Consider the following 20,753-nt stretch of genomic DNA (forward strand, 5'->3'; position numbering starts at 1 on the left):
AAATGAACACACGTTCAAATTGGACATATGTTCAAATTATTCTTATGATAAGTCAACTCGTATTTGTATCGGACAAACAAGGCCAATGAGTTACCTGTCAAAAGATGAAAAGCGTAAGGCGATTCTGGATGCCACACTATCCCTTGTTGCATCCTCTGGTTTTGCAGGCATTACGGCACGTAAGGTAGCTGCGAGAATGGGTGCTGCAACGGGTACAATACATCACCATTTTTCTTCATTAGATGAGTTGAAAAGTGAAGTTATTCGTCACGCCGTCTCGACCACCATGGAATCGGATGTAGCAGCGGTAAAAACATTGCCACCCTATGAGGCGTTGTTAAAGATTTTGCGCCCTTCTCAATCAGCGAACCGCGAGTTCGAAACCCGGATATGGCACAGTGCTGCAGATGAAATGTGGCGAAGCGAGGCGTTGAAAGCGGTCTATTGTGAAGCGATGCACAGCCTGACGGATCTTATCGAAGAGGTTATTACCAAAGGAAAAGAACAGGGCATTTTCAAACCCACTCTGGCGACCAGACTCTGTGCCTGGAAGTTGATAGCCATCGCATTTACACTTTCCGACTACACCTATCTGGGTGACCCTCTCCTCAATCTGCAAACCATCGATGAGCTCGTGGTTCATGATATTCAGCTAACGCTGGGCATGTAATCAAACGACAAAGGATCGGAATGACGTTTTTAACCATAATAATAACGCTTGTGATAGCACTCGTTCTCATCATTGCCCTACAGGGGAAGTGGGCAAAAAAAACAGCGATCCGGTTGCCAGAAGCATCAGGCAGTCGCGAAGAACTAACGGGTAATAACCCTACCCTGCTTCACATTGGAGAGAGCACCGTAGCCGGTGTCGGTGTGAACCATATAAACGACGGATTAACAGTTCAGATCATCCAGGACCTTGCCAGCCGTCACCACAAAACAATGGACTGGCAAGTGCTCGGTATCAATGGCGCCAAAATTGCCGATCTGCTTCATTGCCAGACAGCGATCAAATCACCTGACGTGTTATTAATAACCACCGGTGTGAACGACACCACGGGATTCACATCCGCTTCAACCTGGCGCAAAAACCTCAAACAGAGTGTTGACACCTTTGCCAACGCTGACACCGACGTGTATTTCACGGCTGTGCCTCCCATGGAAAAATTTCCATTGCTACCCCGCCCACTGAACTATTTTTTGGGAGTAAGAGCCGCATGGCTCGATTGGCAATTGAAAACACTCTGCCAGCAGCAGGGCTGGAATTATCTCGCAAACACGTTAGACACCCGAAAAGAGTTTATTGCCCCTGACGGCTACCACCCCAGTGCCGAAGGCTATCGTCAATGGGCTGGTATGATTTCAGGCGAAATAGCTGAGGGCTTTAAGGCGGGTTAATGACTCACTTAGAAGCTGCCCCTTAATAACTTCACGACTCAGAGAGGTGTTTTCCGTTTTCCGTAAAAGCATAAGCAGTAAGGCTTTACGGATAAGGGTTCTGCTTAAAAGTGAAAGTTATTTTTTGACAGCTCCTTAATGCTTAAATCCTCTGGCGAGAGGAATCAATAAATACTTCATGACGGTTCGGGTGCCAGTGACAATATCCACCATCCCCGTCATACCAGGCAGTAGCCCAATATGGCTGGTCATCGGCAGATTCAGACGCACCCGATAATAAGGCTGACCATTTTCATCGTTCAGCGTATCGGCACTGATGGAACCCACCTGCCCCTGAATACTCCCATAAATTGAGAATTCATAGGCACTGAGTTTAACCCAGGCGGTTTGACCCGGTTTCAGGAAAGCAATGTCTGCAGGCTGAATTCTTGCCTCAATAATGAGCGGATCATTTGCTGGCACAATCTCAACCAACGTGGCACCGGGCTGAATCACACTGCCTTCTGTGTGTACGGAAATACGTTTTATCATTCCATCCACGGGCGCATAGAGAATGGTTTTTTGCACCCGGTCTTCAAGACCAGCCTGCCCCTCCGATAACTTCCCCAATCGCTCCCGCACCTCTTGCAGCTCTTTTTGTATATCTGCCCGATAGCGTGCCACTAATTCACGACTGCGGTTGTCTGCCTCCTGCAGAGCAGATCGTAATCGATTGGTGCGCAATACAGCATTACCCACTTCACCCTGAAGCTCATTGACCTGACGTTCAAGAGCAATAATCTCCACCCGGGTAACGACGCCATCGGCCGATAGCGGGGCTTTTAGCGCTAGCTCCTCTCTGGCGAGAGTCAGGCTTTTTTCAAGTATCTTTATCTGAGCTCTCAACTCATTCATTTCTTGTTGTTTTTGTAAGGACTGCTGACTCAATACCGCCATCTGGCTTTTTAACGCCCCCACTCGCTCTTCAATCATTTTTTTCGCAGAAAGCGCCTGAGCAGGAAATTCATGCAGGAATGTTTCCGGAATCACTACACTCTCATTGCCTTTTATTAACCAGCTGCCATCCTGCTGTTGCACCATAAGCGAAAGCTCAGCATCCAACCGAACAGCAGTTCCCTTCAAAAATTCCAACTCCGACTCATTCACTCGGAAAGATGACTGAAAGCGAGTCTCATCCACCTGCAAAAGCGGCTCGCCAGCTCGAACAAAATCGCCTTCTGCAACAAATACCGATTTTAAATTGCCACCATCCAGACTTTGCACCTCTTGCACTTTGCTAAACGGCGTTACCTTGCCATAACCTGAGACTGTGTCGTCCAGTTCAAGAAAACAGCTCCACAGTAAAAACACCACGACAAACACCGACAAGAGCCAGACAAGCCAGCGGGATGATGACGTAATGTCCAGTGCTTTCGCCTGCTGTCGATTGGACGCTGTACGAATCAGCCAGCGATGCCAGATACTATCCATGGGCTGACTTCTTAATAACCGCCTGATCTGAAACCAGACGTCCGCCTTCCAACATCAGAACACGGTCAACAATAGAAAGGAGTGAACTTCGATGAGTAATCACCACCAAGGTGACATGCTCTGGCAACGCTTGCAGGGTCTGTTGCACCCGGGCATCCATCATACTGTCCATGTGCGCGGAGGGTTCATCCAATACCACAACCCCGGGGTTGTTAATCAAGGCTCTGGCCAAAGCCACTGCTCGACGTTGACCGCCAGAGATATTGCGACCACCTTCGCCAACCGGATATTCCAAACCGGCTATCGACTCTCCGGTAAACATGGTGACCCCTGACTGCTGCGCCACACTCAGTACGTGCTCTTCACTCTTCACCTTGGCACCCATCATCATATTGGCTGCCACTGCCCCATTAAATAGCCAGGGTTCCTGCGCCAGAAAACCGATATTTTCTCTTAACGTAACAGGATGTATATCCTTTAGGCTTATGCCATCCAGATAAATCTGACCACTGTCTGGTAAATAAAGCGCTGCCAATAAACGAGCCAGAGTGGACTTCCCCGAACCGGATCGCCCAACAATGGCGATTCGCTCGCCTCGTTTGATCGTAAATGAAAGATCTTTAAGAGTCGGCGACAAACAACCCGGGTATGAAAACGACACCTGATCAAAAACAATGGTCTGCTGTATCGGTGTTAACGGACGATATGATTCACTTCTCGATGTTTCTTCCGGAGCCTGCATTAAACCATCAATATTTCGGTAAGCCGTTTTCGCCTGCCAGTAACGCGCGCCCAGCAGAGACAGCTGCATAAAGGGTGCAATGGCTCGACCAGAAAGCATCATAATGGCAATCAGCGCACCCATATTCATCTGAGATTGATGGATAAAACGAACACCAAAATACACAATACCAATGGTGGCCATCTGCTGTAGCCAAACCGAGAGGGCGCTCATATTTCCGGTGATAGCCCGGGTTCGCAAACCACAGGTTGCCATCAAGCCGGTAGCCTGCTCCCATCGTTTCTGAAAATAACTTTGACCACCCGCAAGACGAAGGCTTTCCAAGCCAGAGATGCTTTCCACCAAGTCACCATGTTTCTGTGTGGACAGTTTTTCGCCTTCCTGAATACTTCTACGCAACGATGGCTGAACAAATACACTCAACCCCACCATGACCAGAATAACGATGATCGGTATCCAAACGATGCTCCCGCCCATCACCATAATCACTAACAAAAAGATAAAGGCAAAGGGAATCTCCACCAGCACCGTTAGCGTGGTTGAGGTCAGAAACTCCCGGATCGATTCAAAATCCTGAACCTGTCGGGCAAATGCCCCTGCAACCGGAGGAACCGATGACAGATCAACATTCATCACCTTAGCGAATAACTCACTGGACATAATGAGATCTGTTTTTTTGGCCGCCACATCAATAAATCGAATACGCAGCTGCCGGCAAAACAATTCAAACGTCACAACCAGAAGCACCCCAGCAACCAGGGTATTCAGTGTCGTCATTGCCATACCGGGAATCACACGGTCATAAATCAGACGAACAAATAACGGAACCGCAAGGGCAAACAGATTGACCAGAAGCGATACCAGTAATACTTCGCGATAAATTCGCCAACCGGACCATAACGCCCCCCAAAACCAGTGATGTTCAAAATACTGTTCTGTACTTGAAAGTGTGTTGTGGCTGTTGGGTTTGGGACTAAAAAAGTAGACATCCTTCTCAATACTGTTGAGCAAGACACCATAATCCACCTCATTACTTTCATCATGATCATAAGGTTTCAAGGTGGATACTACTAACCCATTGGCGTTGATATGGGTGATGATCAACGGTTTTCCATTACTTATCACCAAGCAAGGCAAAGGGCTTTTATCCGTCAGCCAATCCCCCGTTAGCGACTGACGACAAACATCCATGTGCACATTTGAAGCGGCTCTTTCCAACAGCGAGAAATCCAGATCGAAAGCGGTGGCTGGTAGCCCAGACAGTATTTTTTCAGCGGTCGCTGGTGTACCAAAATATCTGGTCAGCCAGATCAGGCAGGCTAATAACGGGCTTACGGTCATAGTCGTCCAGTAGAGAAGAAGGAATATCAACAGAAATTCTTCGCCATGAAAGGATAGACGCACAATGACTTTTGCGACCTTTGAGATGATCGACTATTTTGAAAGAGTGTTTTCCTTTTCCCTGCCAGACAGGGCAACGCTTTGCTTTGTTAGCAGCCGGTGTTTGTCAACCCGGTTGTTTGTCAACTTAGTATTGCAATACCAGAGTATCTTCTTTGCCATTCAGCAATATGACTACCATTGATTTTCACCCACGCCTTTCTTATCGCCATTACGTTTTGTTTGCATTCATCACTTTCACGACAGTGGCGTCTGGGCAGAGCCTTGAGGAAGCAGTTTCCATCGCTCTAATGACCAACCCAAAGATGCATCAGCAAACCCAGCGGGTTCAAACCAAAATAGACGAAGAGTCCATTGCCAGAGCCAACTATCTTCCCAGCATCAACCTCCATGGCGGGACGGGTTATGAATGGACTTCCAATGGGACGACACGCGGGGGCAGTGCTTCATCCAGTGATCGCCTTCATCGATATGAATCCTCCGTTGCCTTGCGTCAGGAGATTTTCTCAGGTTTTTCAACCTGGCATGACACAAAAAGAACCAAAGCCACGACCTATTCTGAACAGTTCCGTCTGCTGACCATTGCCTCAGAAATGGCGCTAAACGTCGCTCGTGCTTACCTTGCTGTCATCATGACTGAAAGAGCCCTTGAGTTGGCTCAGCAAAACCTGAAGGTTCATCAGGATATTTTTTATCGAATATACAAACGATCAGAGTCTGGTATACAAAGCTCTGCAGACCTATCGCTGGTTTCAGGCCGGCTGGCCAGTGCAGAAGCAAATACCATTGCGGCTCAAAACAATAGGAAGGATGCAGAGTTACGATTTCATACATTAACCGGAACCCAACCAGACCGTCTGGTTGAACCCGTACCTGACCGTGGCCTTATACCAAACACCCTACCGCAGGTTGTGGACATAGCTATTACAGAATACCCATTATTGAAATCTGCAAAACAGGACAGTCTGGCAGCGAACAGTGAGTATCAAGCCAGCAAAAGCCGATTCTACCCTGATGTCTATTTTTCTGCCGAGCGATCGTGGAATAAAAATCTGAATGGCATCATCGGTCGAGATGATGACTACACCTTGATGTTTCACGTTCGCCTTAATGTCTTTAATGGAGGCGCAGACGACGCCAGAAAAAGAGCATCCATGAGCCGCTGGTATGAATCAAAAGATATCTACCAACAAACCCTGCTGGAAGTTCAGGAAGAAACCCATCTGGCCTGGGAAGCCCACATCCAGCTTCATCGACAGATTCCTCAATTGCAGCGACACGTGACTTATAGCATGGAAACAGTGAACGCCTATAGACGTCAGTTTTCTATGGGGGAACGCTCACTGCTGGATGTCCTGAATGCAGAAAACGAAAGTTTAAGCGCTTCCCTGAACTGGAGCCAGGCTCAGATTGCCAGCCTTGAGGCAGATTACCGGCTGCTGCATATCTCTGGACGATTGCTGGATGCGTTTAAGATAACCCTGCCCGCCAGCTGGCAACCATCGAACAGGGAGTTGTGATGCAGCCCTCATCATCCCTGGCTATCAAGGTCAGCCAATTACCACTCCTTGCCCTTATGCTGCTTCTCGGGTGTAGCAGTAACCACAACCATCAACAGCTCTATGACCTGCAAGACAGCAATCATGACGGCAGAACCACACTTCTACTCTCGATTAAACCCCAGAAATCCATCAAGAAGTGGTCTGCACAGAGCTTTTCAGGCCCAGCCTTTCAATAAAGTCGTTCCTTATGAATAAAGTCATTCTGGTTAGCAGTCCTGGCATCGTCACCCTTGTCAGTGGAGTCGTCTGGCAAGTCACGGCTGACAATGTACGAGAACGAGTATATGAAGGAGAGCTATTGGAGTCCGGCACCCTTCTGGAGTTGAATGATGATTCTAGGATTGAAATTAACTCAATTAACTTAATCAAAGGGGAGCAGCCGGACTCAACGCCATTGCATGAGAGCATCACTGATAGCAGTGGACAAACATCAGCAGACCAACATCCAATTTCTCAAACTCAACATGCCAGTAATGTGTCGGGTATTACGTCACCAGAAATAATCCCACTGGCTATTTTAGCGGTAAGTCCTACCTCCGGCTTCCACACAAGCTGGCAATCTCAACAGGGTTCTGGTTATGAGGATTTCAACAAGCTCTCGTTTTCGGGAGGTGACATTATCCTGCCAGCCATTTTTATTCATACGCCCATCACCGCAGACAACATTGTTAATCGTCAGGAATCCACATCACTCACTGTCTCGGGTACTGTAATCAATGTTGAACCCATGACCCCGATTATTCTCACCCTGACTGATCACAATGGTCACCAGCTGAAACAGGAAACCCGGGTTGATGACGATGGTATCCACTGGAAAGCAATACTTTCACTGTCTGACCGACCAAAAGAACTGGATGATGGAAGCATTAAAATAACGGCGCAGATCAGTGACGGTTCCAAACAGGATGTCTCCGACACCACCACATTTCTCCTGGATACAATCACCCCAGTGACCCTGGCGCTCGCCCACGAAAGTGACTCCTGCTACGGTCACCCAGGGTATTATTTCGGTAACCCAACTAGCGACAATCGTCCTCTAATTGTAGGCACTGCCGAACCTGGAGCAACGCTCAGCCTGTTAATTGACGACCACATAGAAGTAAGCGGGCTCAAAATAAACAACACCGGTCAATGGTCAGTGCAACTTACAGAGCCATTGAAAGATGGAATTTATCAGTTAAAAGCAGAATCTAAAGACATTGCCGGAAATACGTCAACCGCTGAGTTCCCATTAACCATTGATACAAAAGCGGAAGTCTGGATCAATGACATAGATAGCTACCAAACGGATTTCCTTTATTCAGCTATTACTGGAGAGACCACAGGAATAAATAATAATCGAGTGGTTCAACTGAATTTTTACACCAAGTCCGATCAACCCACTCCCCTTGCATCCTACGATGCACTGGTCACAGAGGCCAGTTGGGAGACATCATCTCTTTATGTTCCATTTAACAATACCAGTGACTATTTTGAAGCTTATGCAGAAGACCGAGCATGTACTGTTGTCAGAGATCAGATGGTGCCTCTTGGTAATCCCGGAGCAATTAGTTTTCACGAAGCCAGCTTACAAGAAAACAAAGGCAGTGCCCTTACCAAAATAATTAACCCAATCGCCAACCATTCGACACAGCTCAGTTTCTCAGCTGCAGACTTAAGGGATTTACCAGCAGAACTTAAAGTAATTGATGACAATAATACCTTCCCCTTAACCTGGCAAACTCAGGAACAGGCGAACTCACAAATACTAAAAGCCATCTACCAGAACAAGAATGAAACTCAAACCGCCTTTTCTATTACGCTCCCTGCCCGGGGAGATCAGGATGCCATCGCCACGCTTCACAAGCCCCTGGATTATTCCATCATGGGCGACGGTGAAGCCATAATACTCAACATCCCTTACCTGAAAAGTCTGTATTCAGCTAAATATAATAGAACTCATCATTCGAAGGCCGGATTTTCAATTTCCATCTTCGATGACAGCCCCGCAGTCATTGACCATCCACCGGTGTCTGTGATCGAAGGTGAAGTAAAATATTGTGGCGACAATGCCTGCCAGATCCCACCAAACGACAGTTGTAAATTATTCACTCCGAATCAGTTGGGAGCGGATGGTGGTGAGCTGACGGCTATTAATGACATTCCTGTTAACGCCATCACCCCAGCAACCGCAGATCCATTTACTGGCTTATATCCATTCACCGGACAGTACGGAACCCTCTATGCGTCTATAGACGGCTGCTGGAACTATCAAGCAAAACCAGCACAGATTCATTTGCCCGATAAACCCTTAACCGATACGTTCAATATCACAGTTACCGATCAGGATGGAGACAGTGATACAGCGCCCATTACCTTTTATGTACTGGATGGCCCTGCCCCTGTTTTCGCCCCTGCGTCCGTTAAGTCCATGATCATTGATCAAGAGTGCGAACAACCCGCGCCCAGTCCAGATTATGGATCTCTTGAGGTAATAAAAGGTTCCGATCCTCTGTTACCGGCCAAGCTGCAATTCAACCTAAATGCGACCACTGCCGCTTTACAACAATCACTGGGCGACGACTTCCCCAACAGTGGTGGTGCCGCTCTGGACCTAACCAACCTGCACCCTGGCCCAAACAATCAGAGCCTGACATTGTCGACGGTTTACGGTGATCCGGTTCTGGACATCAGCTTGCAAAATATTCACGCCGATGCGCTTGGAAACCTGCAGGCCAGTCTTAAGATTCTGCAAATAGCCAACCTTAATGTTGTCTCATCGTCGCCTGCGGTACTTCCGATGGTAATATCCGCCACGGATCAGGACATCAGCAGTGCCACGCATACCATTGACCTGACCATGGTAGACGGTACAGTCACCCTTTATGATGACAATATTCAAGTGGTTGAAGGAAAAACCGTCACTGGCAATCTGCTGGCCAATGATCAACACTGCCTGGATACTCTCACCGTCACTGCCGTCGAACCAACCCCTCAATCACTGATTGAAAACCCACCCGACAACAACACATTTTCTTACCTACCAAACCAGACCATCAAAACGCTGTACGGTGATTTTGTCGTTCAAGCTAATGGTGATTATCAATTCACTGCGAAAAAAAGCCTGAAAAATCGTGACCCAATCAAACTGAACTTCGACTACACCGCCACTGACAGCAGTGGCGACACGGCATCAGCCAAGGCCATTGTTTCTATTATTGATGGCGCGCCGGCCTCCGGTGGAGACCAGTTATACCTGACTATGGAAGAAGAGAGCATGAGTCGCTCTCCCGGATATCCAGTCTATAAATCCAGTCAACCTGTTGCCCTTAGCAGTGATGGTTCGGATGCCATAGATCCGATGACACTGACCTTCACGGCTGACCCGGACATGCTTAACGGCGTACTGACTTCTCTTGGAAACCCTGTCACTTTCACTATTAACAAGAATCATATAGATGGTTTTATCAATGACCACAACGGCGTTAAACCTGTACTGAAATTGACACTGGAGGAAATTGGTAAAGGCGTTGATCACCAGATTGTGCGGGTTCTCGGGGAGCTGGATCAACCATTGGATCACATACACGGCATCAGTGGTTCAAACCTGATAAACATAAGTGACCAACAAATCGTACTAAAACTGCCTTTCACTTATCAGGATATTGACGGTACATTGGCGAAACAGGAAAGTCTGCTTACAACCACGATTATTGATGGCGCACCTCCCGCACTGATTCAATCTTCCCGGCTTCATATGGAAGAAGACAATCTTCCAGCCACAGCCACAGGGACTATTAGCGCCATTCCCAATGCCGATCCGATAAACCCCGCCAGCTGGCAATTCACTTCCGATCAACCGGGCCTCAATGGTTTATTTTCCAATGATTTGCCTCTGGAAATAGCCAACAATGGCCAAACGATAACACTCTACACAGCTGGACAGCTGGATAACCCAGTACTCACCCTGACTCTGGATGACGCTCCACTTGCATCCACACCGTCAACATTGCATTACACGGCCACACTGACTCAAGGTATGAATCAGGATAAAGGTCAGTGGCCTCTTATAATCAATGTCGCAGTATCTGATAGCGATGGAGATACCACCAAAGCGCAACTTGAGGTGGAAATTACAGACCACAGCCAGCTAAATCTGTCTCTGGATCTCCATGATCTAGTGCTGAAAGAACCCATCTATCTCAGCGACGGAATTTCTGAGCGAGTACCTCTGCAGGTAAGCGCTGATAGCGATATCATTAACGATGTTTTCTTTTTAAAACCTGACAGTGATGTTACAGGCTTTGTTATTGACGACACTGGCAACAGGATCACATCGGATGGACTCCCCATTAAATTCTTCCCAGCAGGCTCAAACAGTCACCCCAATGAGCGCTGGGAAGCCTGGTCTATGGATGGGGAAAACAGAAGCACTCATATCCTTGATTTGTCTACCGTGCAGCCCGATGGGTCAAGCATCATTGTTCCTGCTGGAGAAACCATTAATACTTCAGTTGGGGTTACGTGGTTAAACTACATTGATCACCTCACGCCTTCTGGAGAACACACAGCCAGCAGATCAATGCCATTAACACTTCAAGCCAGAGATGCCGATGGCTCGACAGTGAACGACACTCTTGAACTCTGGCTTCTCGATGGCGCACTCCCGGTTACCCAAAGTATTCATCAACCGCCCAGTACCACCGACATCAATAAAGGTAACAGCACACTGGTTGAAGGCTCTTTTGAATTCCAGCCCGGTTCAGACCGCCCCGTACTCAGGTTTGATGTGCCAGCTATTAGAAAAGAATTTCTGGAGTACAGTTCTGATGGCAAATCATTAGTCGATTTCACCTCGTCAGGTAAAGACAACTCGGTCTTAACCATTAGCCGTGAAGATGATCACTTCCCTGTTTTTCGTTTTTCAGTGTCCTATCCAACCTCCACGACCGCTATCGTTCAGTTTGAACAGTTAGACAACCTGGATCACCCAATTACCTCTGGAAACCATTCCGAATCGATCACTTTTGATGTCCCGGTCATATTAAGCGACAGTGATAAAAGCGTTAATAGCCATCCAATGACGTTTAAATACACAGTGATGGATACTGTTCCTGAAGCACATGGTGATTTCTTTGGTCAAGATGGCAAGCCTATTACGATAGAAGGTAAAACTGTAGGATTCGCCCAGCATCGCAATTTGCTTACCAATGATGACTTACACGCCGATATTGATGGTGCATCCGTCAGCGGTATTGTCTACAACGGCGTTATCCATACTATTGGAAAATCCGGCAAAGTCGACTTCAATACCGATGCAGGCAGGCTGACTGTGCTCAGTAACGGTCAGTGGAGGCTGATAACCAAACCTCATATTGACCACGCTCAGGGTGAAAACTTCACCCTGAAGATGACCAGCATCATTCAGGATGGTGATGGCGACGTCAGTACTGCGCCATTTCAAATCACTATCCGTGATCAACCCGCAAGATTTGAAAAAATCGTTAATGCCCGGGGAGAAGAAGACACGACCACCCCCATCCCCGTTCAGTTTTCCATCAACCTGGGAGATATTGACCGTCACGAAACCATCAATACACTGTCGGTTAAAGCTGTTGACCTACAGGGCGGAAAACTGTTGTGGCATGATCAGGTACTGCCTGCGACGAAAGGTACCATTTACATTCCTCTCGATGCCCTGCATCAATCCTCAGTGAATCAAAATGCAATCTTTACTGCCAGTGATCTAGGCTACCTTCCCGCAGAAAACGCCTCGGACTTTACGCTAAAAAACCACCAAATCACTCTGAGACTGCACGCCAACATTCATACAGACCCTGGCCCTGATCAAGGCATCAACAGTAAACTGGTCATTCATATTGACGGCATAGCTGATGCGCCTATTTGGCCTGATCAATTACCGGTTATCACAGGACTGGAAGACCGCACGTTTCCTCTGCAGCCCAAAAATCCCTCTATTAAGGCAGAGCTTCAGGATACAGACACCTCTGAAAAGCTAACCTATGAAATCACACAACTCTCTCCCGATCTGAGCCTCTCACTGCCTAATGGCAACCCGGTTACTGCTGGTGAAAAATTATCCCCTGAGCAGTTTTCATCATTATCGATAACTCCCAGAGAGCACTGGGCAGGCAGCACAGAAATACACGTCAATGCGACGGCAACAGAAAAAGGCAACTTCGCCACCAAAACCGCCAGCACTCCAAAAGTATTGATCGTCAATGTTGTGCCTGTCGCTGATAAACCAATACTGACCGTTTATCCAGCGGGGCGACAATCAGATCTGGCCGTTATTAACGGGTATGAAGACCAGAAGATTGACATTGGTGATCACATAAAAGCATCGCTGACAGATGCAGATGACTCGGAAAGTCTCTTTTTAAGAATAACGCCCTTGATTAAAGCGGGTGAATCCATAGGTTCTCTCTGGGTAAACAACAATGGAACATGGAATGAGATTCGTCCCGGTAAAGGGTTCTTTGAAGTCTCCGGAGACGCTATTCCTCATCTATTTTATCAACCTGCAGAAGACCGAAGCTCTGCCAATTTTTCAACCCTGAAACTGCAAATCAACGCCATTAGCCGTGAGTCTAGTCAGGATGAAATAGAGCCTGCCTTCGGGGCTGGCGAGGCCATCTCAGACAATGGCTACCTTCAGATTGATATAGCCGGTGTGCCAGATCACCCTGAAATCATCTCCAATGAAATTTGGCAACTAAACGACACCAAACAAGATTTCATTATTGGTCATGGTTTTGAGGATAGCGCCTTACCCCTGAAATTTGCTCTGATATCTGGCGATATTGATGATTCAGAAAACCTGAATTCGGTCATTTCTTTACCGAACAAGCAGTTTCGGCTGCTGGATGATCATGGAAACCCGCCCCCTATCGCACGAGTTGTGAAGGGTGAACCCATGTATCAAATAAGCCCTGAAGACCTTAAACAAGGCATCTATTCCATCAAACCACCCCATGACTTTGCGGGGACTGTCCTGTTGCCTATGGATGTGCTTGTCACCGAATTGGATGGTGCCAGTCAGACCTTCACCTATCAACTTGAAGGTATTTTTCAGCCCGTTATTGATACACCGAATCAAATCAGCGACACCTTGAAAGGCGTTGAAGTTTCCATTAACCGTCAAGGTGGCTATCAATCCGGCGGCGCACCTTTTTCCCTGCAGGGCATTCACTTAAAAGACGACGATGGAAGTGAGTCCATCACCGACATCAACCACATCAATCTGCCTCAGGGCTTTGGTGTCATGATTGATGGTAGGCTGAGGAGTAATTCAGAGGGTTCATTCGCGAAATTATTGGGAAGTGAACAGGCTCTGGAAAATGCATTACAACATGAGAAAATAGTGATCGTCCCCGTCAACCCCGACGGTACGATCAACCATGACTACCCAACACCGGATAACCATACTACACACTTCAGTTATGACCTGACGATCCGCGATGCCCAGAACGGACTGGTCAGCAGTAAAGTGATTAAAGTCTCCTCCACCATCGACTGGAAAGGGGAAGTCGATGGCCAGCAACCAGAGCCTTCACCCTTTAATCCCAATGAAAACACTCAGGTGGCCATTATTGGTAATCCGCCGCCTATGACCGGCAATGATTTCCCTTTAAACAATCTCAAGCTGATCTCAACGGACTCCGATGGCAGTGAAGCCCTGATGACCAGTAAAGTACCTCAGTATGAAATTAATGTCTTTGACCAACACAGCGGCGATAAGGTGACCAGCGGCTGGAACCTGGCCACGTCAGGATCACAACAACTGATTTTCGATAACGAAGCCTGGCTGGTACAAAGCGGCGGGTTGAAAGGTGTGTCCGTCCATTTTACTGAACTCGGTGATTACTCAATTCAAATCAAGGGGATCGTCAAAGACATCGGAGACCAGGAAGCCCGTTACGCCAGATGGGCCGTGACGGTAGATCATATAAACAGCCACGCTTCGGAAGAACCGACTCCTCCTGACAATATCGTACATTGCAGCGAGCCCACTGAGGGACAGGAAGACCATTGGTTAACGATTCCTGAAGCCTGCATTGATCTGAGTCTGGCTCATACGACAGAGGATGAACAGACGACGTTCCAGATACATGTTAATGATCTGAATAACTGGACACTGGCAGGCAGCACCTCAAACTACTGGGGAGATAATGGTCAGATAATCTCCTATCTGATAAACCCTGAGGATTTCAGTAGCCTGAAATTTCGACCACCCGACGATTTTTCCGGGCTCTCAACCATTCAGTATCAGACGTTGAAGCAACATAAGCTTTCCGACAAAGTCAGCTCCACCACCTTTGACCTTGATTTTGATATTGCACCCATTGCGGATCCACCCTCCGTATCAACCACACCCGATGCCATTGCACCCGAGTGGAGTAGTAACAGCCAGCCTTCTCCTTTGAACCTGCGTATTCAACCAAGTGACAAAGACCGTTCTGAAACGTTAGAAAGTGTCGTTTTTACACCACCAGAACAAATTCATATCAACGGCTCGGGCTTAACAAATAACACCGCAGTACGGCAAGCCGGGGAAAGTGAGGCTGCTTTTGAGCAACGTATTAGCAGCTTTACCTTTACACCAGAAAGCGGAGCCACGCCGGGTGTCTATACATTGCCGTTTACTGTAGAAGTACTGGATACTGCACCGGGTACAGGAAAAACGGACAGGCAATCCTTCCCCGAGAAGATTAACCTGACGGTGACTCCCATCAATCACTGCACCAATATCGCCACGATGAATCAGGCTGGCCAGGAAGACAACACGGTAACCATCTCCGGTCTTTCAGCACGCCTAAACGATGCGGATGGTAGCGAAACTTTATCCGTGACCCTATCGGGCGTACCTGCCGGTGCTGTATTGAGTGAACAATCAGGGAAACTATTGCCCTTTAATGGCCGTGGAGAATGGCAAGTTCCGTCAGAACTCATTTCGGCCAACGGTGTAATCGAGCCCCTGAGTTTACAACCACCAAAAGATTTCAGCGGAATCATTAATCTGACCCTGAATGCTTACAGCCATGAAAAATCCATAACTACCATTTGCATGGATCAAGCAACGTTCAGCGTTAATATCCAGCCAGTAGCCGACCACATAACCGCAAACTCTCTCGAAAAAGAATACACCGGGCAGGAAAACACGCCATTGTCGTTCGATCTTAATGCCCGGACAACAGACACCAGCTCCGACAGCAAAGATCTCGCCGAAGGGCTGAAGATGACCTTTACCATCTCCGGCGACTCAAACACCCTTTTCCCTAAAGAGAGTGCTGCGATACAACCCACCCTGCAAATACCCGGTAGCCCTGTGATGTCATTTGTCGCGACGGATTCAGGCTATTTCGCGTCAATGGAAACCAGCAGCGCGGTCATAAACCAGGTAAATTTTAACGCCGGTGATGGTTATGGCACAGCCAACATTTCCATTACTCTCCAGTCCGTTGATAAAACGACTGGTATGACCACCAGCTATGGTCCAGAAGTCATCAGAGAAAGTACTATTCATATTCTACCCAAAAGCGACCTTCCCACTCTGGACGTCACTGGTAACCATATTTTTGCAACACCCAACACCGCTATCCCTCTGGATATAAATGCGTCTGTTATCAACCCCGCCATGGCTGTGAGTACACCAGTAGGTACCGAGCTTTATGTTGAAATCAGTGGCATGCCAGAACATGCCAGCCTAGTGGACAGCCAGTTAAAACCGGTTGGGCTGGTTCTGAGCACAGGTTCAGTGGCGCTAACCAGCACTGAGTTAAATGACCTCTATCTGATAGACAGCCAGGTATCCAGCTATAACCTGAGCGTTCAGGCAGTCTCCGATGTCGGCGACGGTGACGGTCAGACCAGTAGCGCAATACCCGTCAATGTTACGATATCTGCCGACCATCAGAACCTGACGGGCGTCTCTGGCGATAACATCCTCATTGCCAATGGCAGTGTTCCAGTGATTACTGGCGGAAGTGGTAACGATGTAATTGCTGCAGGTGCCGGTAAAACCATCATCTACCCCGGCTCTGGCAATAATCAGATATGGGCCGGCAGCTATGGCTCCACAGAACATAATCATCAGGATACTTTTGCGTTTCAGACAGGCAACTCTGGCCGTACAAACATCCACAATTACGATCCGGGTGTCGATCATATTGACCTGAGTAAATTGTTGAAACTAACCGGCATTTGGGACAGCACCACGCTTGCAGAACAGGTCGTTATATCCGATGTGGCGGACAGCACCCAGATTACCGTTGAATCAGAAAATATATTACTGGATGCTGTACCCATGGATGTTCTGCTACCCAACAGTTCGGGCATGACATCGGCACAGTATCTAAACACCCTCGTCAGCAGTGGTAATCTGGTGGTCTCTAACCAGTACGGTCATGACGGAACTGATATCCTGCACGTACCCCCAGCATCAGAGCTAATCGGTGACGGTGTCGTGTATGGTGGTGCCGGTAACGATACGATCTATGCCAACAGTGAAGGCAGCAAAATTCAGGCGGGGCCCGGAAATAACCAGCTCATACTTGATGGCGAAGCTCATGCAAAAGATACGCTGTTTTGGGTCAACAGTGATGCAGGCACAGCAGAATCGCCTTATCAAAATAAAGTCATCGGCTTTCAGCCCAATGAAGATGTTATCGATATTGCCAGCTACCTGTCAAAAGATGCTGTGGCAGACCCTTATCACTACATGAACCTGACTTATGAGAACAACAATACCTACCTTAACATCGCTAATTCTGAACCTGACCAATGGACCGACACCATTGAACTCACTGGCGTCGACTGGCGACAGGGAGGAACTTCAGAGGACGCTTTAAGACAGCAAATAGAACAGAACGCTCTCGTTACCGGCATCCACTTGTAGAAATTCAACGCTTGCGTTTGCAATTTAACGTCAAAGTACACATATTGTGGTTCAAAGAAGATGACATAAAAACAACAATAAGTAAGGTTTCATCATGGAAGTACTGCAACACTGGCAGGGGTTTTATGCAGACCTCTGGTTCTGGCAATATCCAATGGCAACACTGGCCATCAGCATGGCTTCTTTCTTACTGGTTGCCATACCCTGGACTATTGTCGCCTGGTTAGACCCTGAGCCACTACGAAAATACAAAATCCAGCAGAAGCCTTTCGAATTTGACAAATATTTATGGCCGTCCATTGTTCGAATTATTATCAACAACAGCATTCTTGCGGCGCTTCTCGTAGCCGTCTGGCCATTAATGAAACTGACTGCCGTTCATAATGGCGCACTCCCCGCCTGGTACGTCATCATTGCTCAGCTTATGTTTTTCCTATTACTGGATGACTTCCTTTATTACTGGATGCACCGCTATATGCACGAAAACAAGTGGCTGATGAAACATGTGCATAGTGTGCACCATCGCATACACAACACTTGTGGTATTAACGGAAATTACATGAACTGGTTGGAGTATACTCTTACTGCCGGCCTGACACTCGTCGGCCCAATGCTGGTAGGCGCTCACATTTATGTCGTTTGGTTATGGGTCGCTATACGCCAGGTTGAAGGTGCAGATGGGCATATTGGATATGATGTCCCCTGGAATCCGGCACACCTTTTCCCGGTTTATAAAGGGCCTGTGTATCACGATTTTCATCATGCCAAGTTCAAGGGAAACTATGCGGGCTTTCTGCCCTATCTTGATGAATACCTTGGCAAAACCCACATTCCAGCCTATCTACGCTACCTGAAAGGACGAAGAGCAGGCCTAACACCCCAGCAGATCCATCAGCAGGAAAAAGAACTCAGGCTGTCTCGTCGTCAGACAATGAGAAAGCCTGAGGCTGCTGAAGTGTGAGTTGTTTTTTACGCAGCCTGAATTTCAACGGAGGCTGCTTCCTTCACCCGAGCAGGAAGCAGTCTTGGACCATTCATCAACAGCAACACAATCCATGCACAAATACTGAAGTAGCCTGTATGCCAGATCACAAAACCAACGCCACCCCACTGGCTCAAATCTCGTGTCTCATTCACCACCAACAGTGCATTTTTAACGGCTTGAATCCCGGTCAATATCTGATAGTTACCCTGCTTCAGGTTTTCAAGCACATGGGGCCAGTACTCAATAGGCAAGTGATAGAAGACAGAGTAACTGCAATAACCCACCAGCCAGGTAATGTTGATCCAAACGAAAGGCTTTATCAGCCTTAGCTCGGAGGACGAGTGATTACTCACCGATACTGCCCGCAGTTGTTTAATCGCCAAAGGAACAACTGAAATAAACGCCATTCCCCACAGGGTCTCTTCAATTGCAAAAAGCAGTTCAAACTTAGTAATCAGTGCTGTCGTCGCAAAGAATTGAGCGATAAATATACAAAGGAAAAGAAACTTGGGTGACTGACTCACCAGTGTATCAACAAAGGACTTTTCAGTAGAACGATACAACCTCAAATCATCATTCAGCTTAAGCATAGCCCCCATAAACAGTCCCGCAAAAGACAACTCTGCAAACAACGCCATACTGCGAATGAGTACAGAACTGTTTGCCAATGTATCGAACCATGCCAGTTGTTCTAAATAGCTGGAAACAAAGATGGAGCGGTACAAAGCCACCGCTATAAAGATAACGCCCATCAGCTTCATCCGTTTCAGATAAGAATTGCTTTCAGGATCGTTCTTGTTTCGACGGAAGAATACCAAAGCAATGGCAAGGTTAATGATATTAATGAGAACCAGAGAACTCCACCAGGCCCAGGCCCACTGAGTGTTTTCCATTTTGAGACTCCATTATTAGCGCCTTATGAAAAAAACGACAATCGACGCTTTATTATTAGTATTCGAGCACAATAGGAGAATTACCCGGCTATTGCAATAGAGAAAAAACCCAGTTGGCATATGCCATCACCAGTGGATATAGAATGACCTGATGTCCAAGATATATCTTCAATGAATGCCGTCCTAGAAAAGGAATTAGATTACTACCAGACTTTATGGGCAAAGAAAGCCGATGAAACCCAATAGAAGCCGCAAAAACCCCCAAAAACAAAGCTGCTCCAAACGGATACAGTGGAATATGGTCCAACGAGCCTTGCTCTCCAAAGCGAGGAAACTCAATAGATGCTTCATAGGTGTATAGCAGACTGAGGTAGTTTACAGCTGCGACCATTAGCGCAAGCAATGGCTTTTTCACAAAGAGTAAGCCCAGCAGATAGCTGGCCAGAATGCAGTGCAGTGTCCCGAAGTAGATCCAGCTATTGGGAAAAAGATACCAGGTGATCACACTGATTGAGAGAGCAGCTGCCCCCAATTTCATCACCTGCCTCCTGACCACCTCCCAGCGGATTCCCTGACGATGACAAACGTAGAGCCCCAACCCTGCACAAAAGAGGAACAGGAATATAATCAGATTGTTGTACAGTCGCCACCACAGCGCTTTTGTGTCGAACGCAATCAGATCAAAAGCGCGAAGATCATACACAAAATGAAAAACCACCATCAAGATGATAGCAATACCCCGGAGCCAGTCGATAATTGGGTAACGGTTTGAATGATTCACGATGCTGGTACTGAACATATTTTTTATTATTGGTCACCAATAGACACTATCACCGTTGGTCATTCAATCAAATACCGGGCACCTGGTCCACGATCAGAAACGTTATCGTTAGGATTAGTCAAAGAACACCGTTTCAGCGATAAACAGCCGCAACCAATGCAGCCTGAAAGATTATGCCTCAAGTTCTGCATCTGATTAATTTTATCATCCAGAATATCACCCCACTGTCGTGAAAGACGCTCCCAGTCTCTTTTTGTTGGTGTGCGACTGTCGGGCAAACTGCGAAATGCTTCACCGATCTCTTCAAGGGTTAAGCCAAGGTTCTGTGCCACTTTGATCACGGCAATTCGACGAATCATACTGCTGTGATAACGGCGCTGATTGCCTGCCGTACGTGTTGAAGAAATCAGCCCTCGGGTTTCATAGAATCGCAGAGCTGAGGCTGCTACATCACAACGTTTAGCAACTTCCGTAATGGTTAGATATTTGGGTGCTTTTGCCATAACACAGCTTTCAATGGATACAGACAAAGCTAATCATAACTTAAAGTTAACTTTAACATAAACACCTAATAAAATTGTTAAAGAAGTCTTCTCGCTCAAGTCGCCAGTTTAAGTAAAATTA

Annotated in this window: 11 protein-coding genes; 6 read left to right on the plus strand and 5 right to left on the minus strand. The window is 47.3% G+C overall.

Features of this window, described 5'->3' with window-relative positions; translation table 11 throughout:
* Window positions 1-85: 85 nt before the first annotated feature.
* Both Q1B11_RS09210 and Q1B11_RS09215 read left to right on the plus strand, forming a co-directional pair.
* A complete protein-coding gene (locus Q1B11_RS09210; protein ID WP_299731079.1) occupies window positions 86-670 on the plus strand; it encodes a TetR family transcriptional regulator in 585 nt (194 codons plus the stop codon).
* A 20-nt stretch (window positions 671-690) separates the two neighbouring features.
* Window positions 691-1,398, plus strand: coding sequence for an SGNH/GDSL hydrolase family protein (locus Q1B11_RS09215; protein ID WP_299731082.1), 708 nt, complete (start codon window positions 691-693; stop codon window positions 1,396-1,398).
* A gap of 135 nt (window positions 1,399-1,533) precedes the next feature.
* Here the strand turns inward: Q1B11_RS09215 and Q1B11_RS09220 are convergent, their stop codons facing one another.
* Both Q1B11_RS09220 and Q1B11_RS09225 read right to left on the minus strand, forming a co-directional pair.
* Entirely contained in the window at window positions 1,534-2,868 is a 1,335-nt protein-coding gene (locus tag Q1B11_RS09220) for an HlyD family type I secretion periplasmic adaptor subunit (RefSeq protein ID WP_299731085.1), read from the minus strand.
* Complete coding sequence (locus Q1B11_RS09225; RefSeq protein ID WP_299731088.1) at window positions 2,861-4,951, minus strand: type I secretion system permease/ATPase; 2,091 nt, start codon at window positions 4,949-4,951, stop codon at window positions 2,861-2,863. The genes Q1B11_RS09220 and Q1B11_RS09225 overlap by 8 nt, the downstream gene beginning before the upstream one ends.
* Before the next feature lie 230 nt (window positions 4,952-5,181).
* On the opposite strand from Q1B11_RS09225, the gene Q1B11_RS09230 reads away from it, so the two are divergent.
* The 4 genes from Q1B11_RS09230 to Q1B11_RS09245 all read left to right on the plus strand — a co-directional run bounded on the left by Q1B11_RS09230 (window position 5,182) and on the right by Q1B11_RS09245 (window position 18,431).
* Window positions 5,182-6,531, plus strand: coding sequence for a TolC family outer membrane protein (locus Q1B11_RS09230; RefSeq protein WP_299731091.1), 1,350 nt, complete (start codon window positions 5,182-5,184; stop codon window positions 6,529-6,531).
* Window positions 6,531-6,749: a hypothetical protein gene (locus tag Q1B11_RS09235; protein ID WP_299731093.1), complete on the plus strand. Its 219-nt coding sequence runs from the start codon at window positions 6,531-6,533 to the stop codon at window positions 6,747-6,749. The genes Q1B11_RS09230 and Q1B11_RS09235 overlap by 1 nt, the downstream gene beginning before the upstream one ends.
* Before the next feature lie 11 nt (window positions 6,750-6,760).
* A complete protein-coding gene (locus tag Q1B11_RS09240) occupies window positions 6,761-17,470 on the plus strand; it encodes an Ig-like domain-containing protein (protein WP_299731096.1) in 10,710 nt (3,569 codons plus the stop codon).
* A gap of 94 nt (window positions 17,471-17,564) precedes the next feature.
* A complete protein-coding gene (locus Q1B11_RS09245) occupies window positions 17,565-18,431 on the plus strand; it encodes a sterol desaturase family protein (RefSeq protein ID WP_299731099.1) in 867 nt (288 codons plus the stop codon).
* An 8-nt stretch (window positions 18,432-18,439) separates the two neighbouring features.
* Here Q1B11_RS09245 and Q1B11_RS09250 read toward each other — a convergent pair whose 3' ends face one another.
* From Q1B11_RS09250 to soxR, 3 genes are all read right to left on the minus strand, one after another.
* Window positions 18,440-19,348 (minus strand): hypothetical protein, encoded by a 909-nt coding sequence (locus tag Q1B11_RS09250; protein ID WP_299731102.1) that lies wholly within the window; start codon window positions 19,346-19,348, stop codon window positions 18,440-18,442.
* A gap of 88 nt (window positions 19,349-19,436) precedes the next feature.
* Window positions 19,437-20,147 carry a heparan-alpha-glucosaminide N-acetyltransferase gene (locus Q1B11_RS09255; RefSeq protein WP_299731105.1) on the minus strand — a complete coding sequence of 237 codons (711 nt, stop codon included), beginning with the start codon at window positions 20,145-20,147 and terminating at the stop codon, window positions 19,437-19,439.
* Window positions 20,148-20,188: 41 nt separating this feature from the next.
* Entirely contained in the window at window positions 20,189-20,632 is a 444-nt protein-coding gene (soxR, locus tag Q1B11_RS09260) for a redox-sensitive transcriptional activator SoxR (protein ID WP_299731108.1), read from the minus strand.
* Between the last annotated feature and the right edge of the window lie 121 nt (window positions 20,633-20,753).

This window comes from uncultured Endozoicomonas sp. (assembly GCF_947495845.1).
Classification (GTDB): Bacteria; Pseudomonadota; Gammaproteobacteria; order Pseudomonadales; family Endozoicomonadaceae; genus Endozoicomonas.

What these genes read in the sequence shown, in the direction of transcription:
- Q1B11_RS09255 (WP_299731105.1), bottom strand. Translation starts at nt 20,147, where the DNA reads ATGTTCAGTACCAGCATCGTGAATCATTCAAACCGTTACCCAATTATC.
- Q1B11_RS09215 (WP_299731082.1), top strand. Translation starts at nt 691, where the DNA reads ATGACGTTTTTAACCATAATAATAACGCTTGTGATAGCACTCGTTCTC.
- Q1B11_RS09230 (WP_299731091.1), top strand. Translation starts at nt 5,182, where the DNA reads ATGACTACCATTGATTTTCACCCACGCCTTTCTTATCGCCATTACGTT.
- soxR (WP_299731108.1), bottom strand. Translation starts at nt 20,632, where the DNA reads ATGGCAAAAGCACCCAAATATCTAACCATTACGGAAGTTGCTAAACGT.
- Q1B11_RS09235 (WP_299731093.1), top strand. Translation starts at nt 6,531, where the DNA reads ATGCAGCCCTCATCATCCCTGGCTATCAAGGTCAGCCAATTACCACTC.
- Q1B11_RS09250 (WP_299731102.1), bottom strand. Translation starts at nt 19,348, where the DNA reads ATGGAAAACACTCAGTGGGCCTGGGCCTGGTGGAGTTCTCTGGTTCTC.
- Q1B11_RS09225 (WP_299731088.1), bottom strand. Translation starts at nt 4,951, where the DNA reads ATGACCGTAAGCCCGTTATTAGCCTGCCTGATCTGGCTGACCAGATAT.
- Q1B11_RS09210 (WP_299731079.1), top strand. Translation starts at nt 86, where the DNA reads ATGAGTTACCTGTCAAAAGATGAAAAGCGTAAGGCGATTCTGGATGCC.
- Q1B11_RS09245 (WP_299731099.1), top strand. Translation starts at nt 17,565, where the DNA reads ATGGAAGTACTGCAACACTGGCAGGGGTTTTATGCAGACCTCTGGTTC.
- Q1B11_RS09220 (WP_299731085.1), bottom strand. Translation starts at nt 2,868, where the DNA reads ATGGATAGTATCTGGCATCGCTGGCTGATTCGTACAGCGTCCAATCGA.
- Q1B11_RS09240 (WP_299731096.1), top strand. Translation starts at nt 6,761, where the DNA reads ATGAATAAAGTCATTCTGGTTAGCAGTCCTGGCATCGTCACCCTTGTC.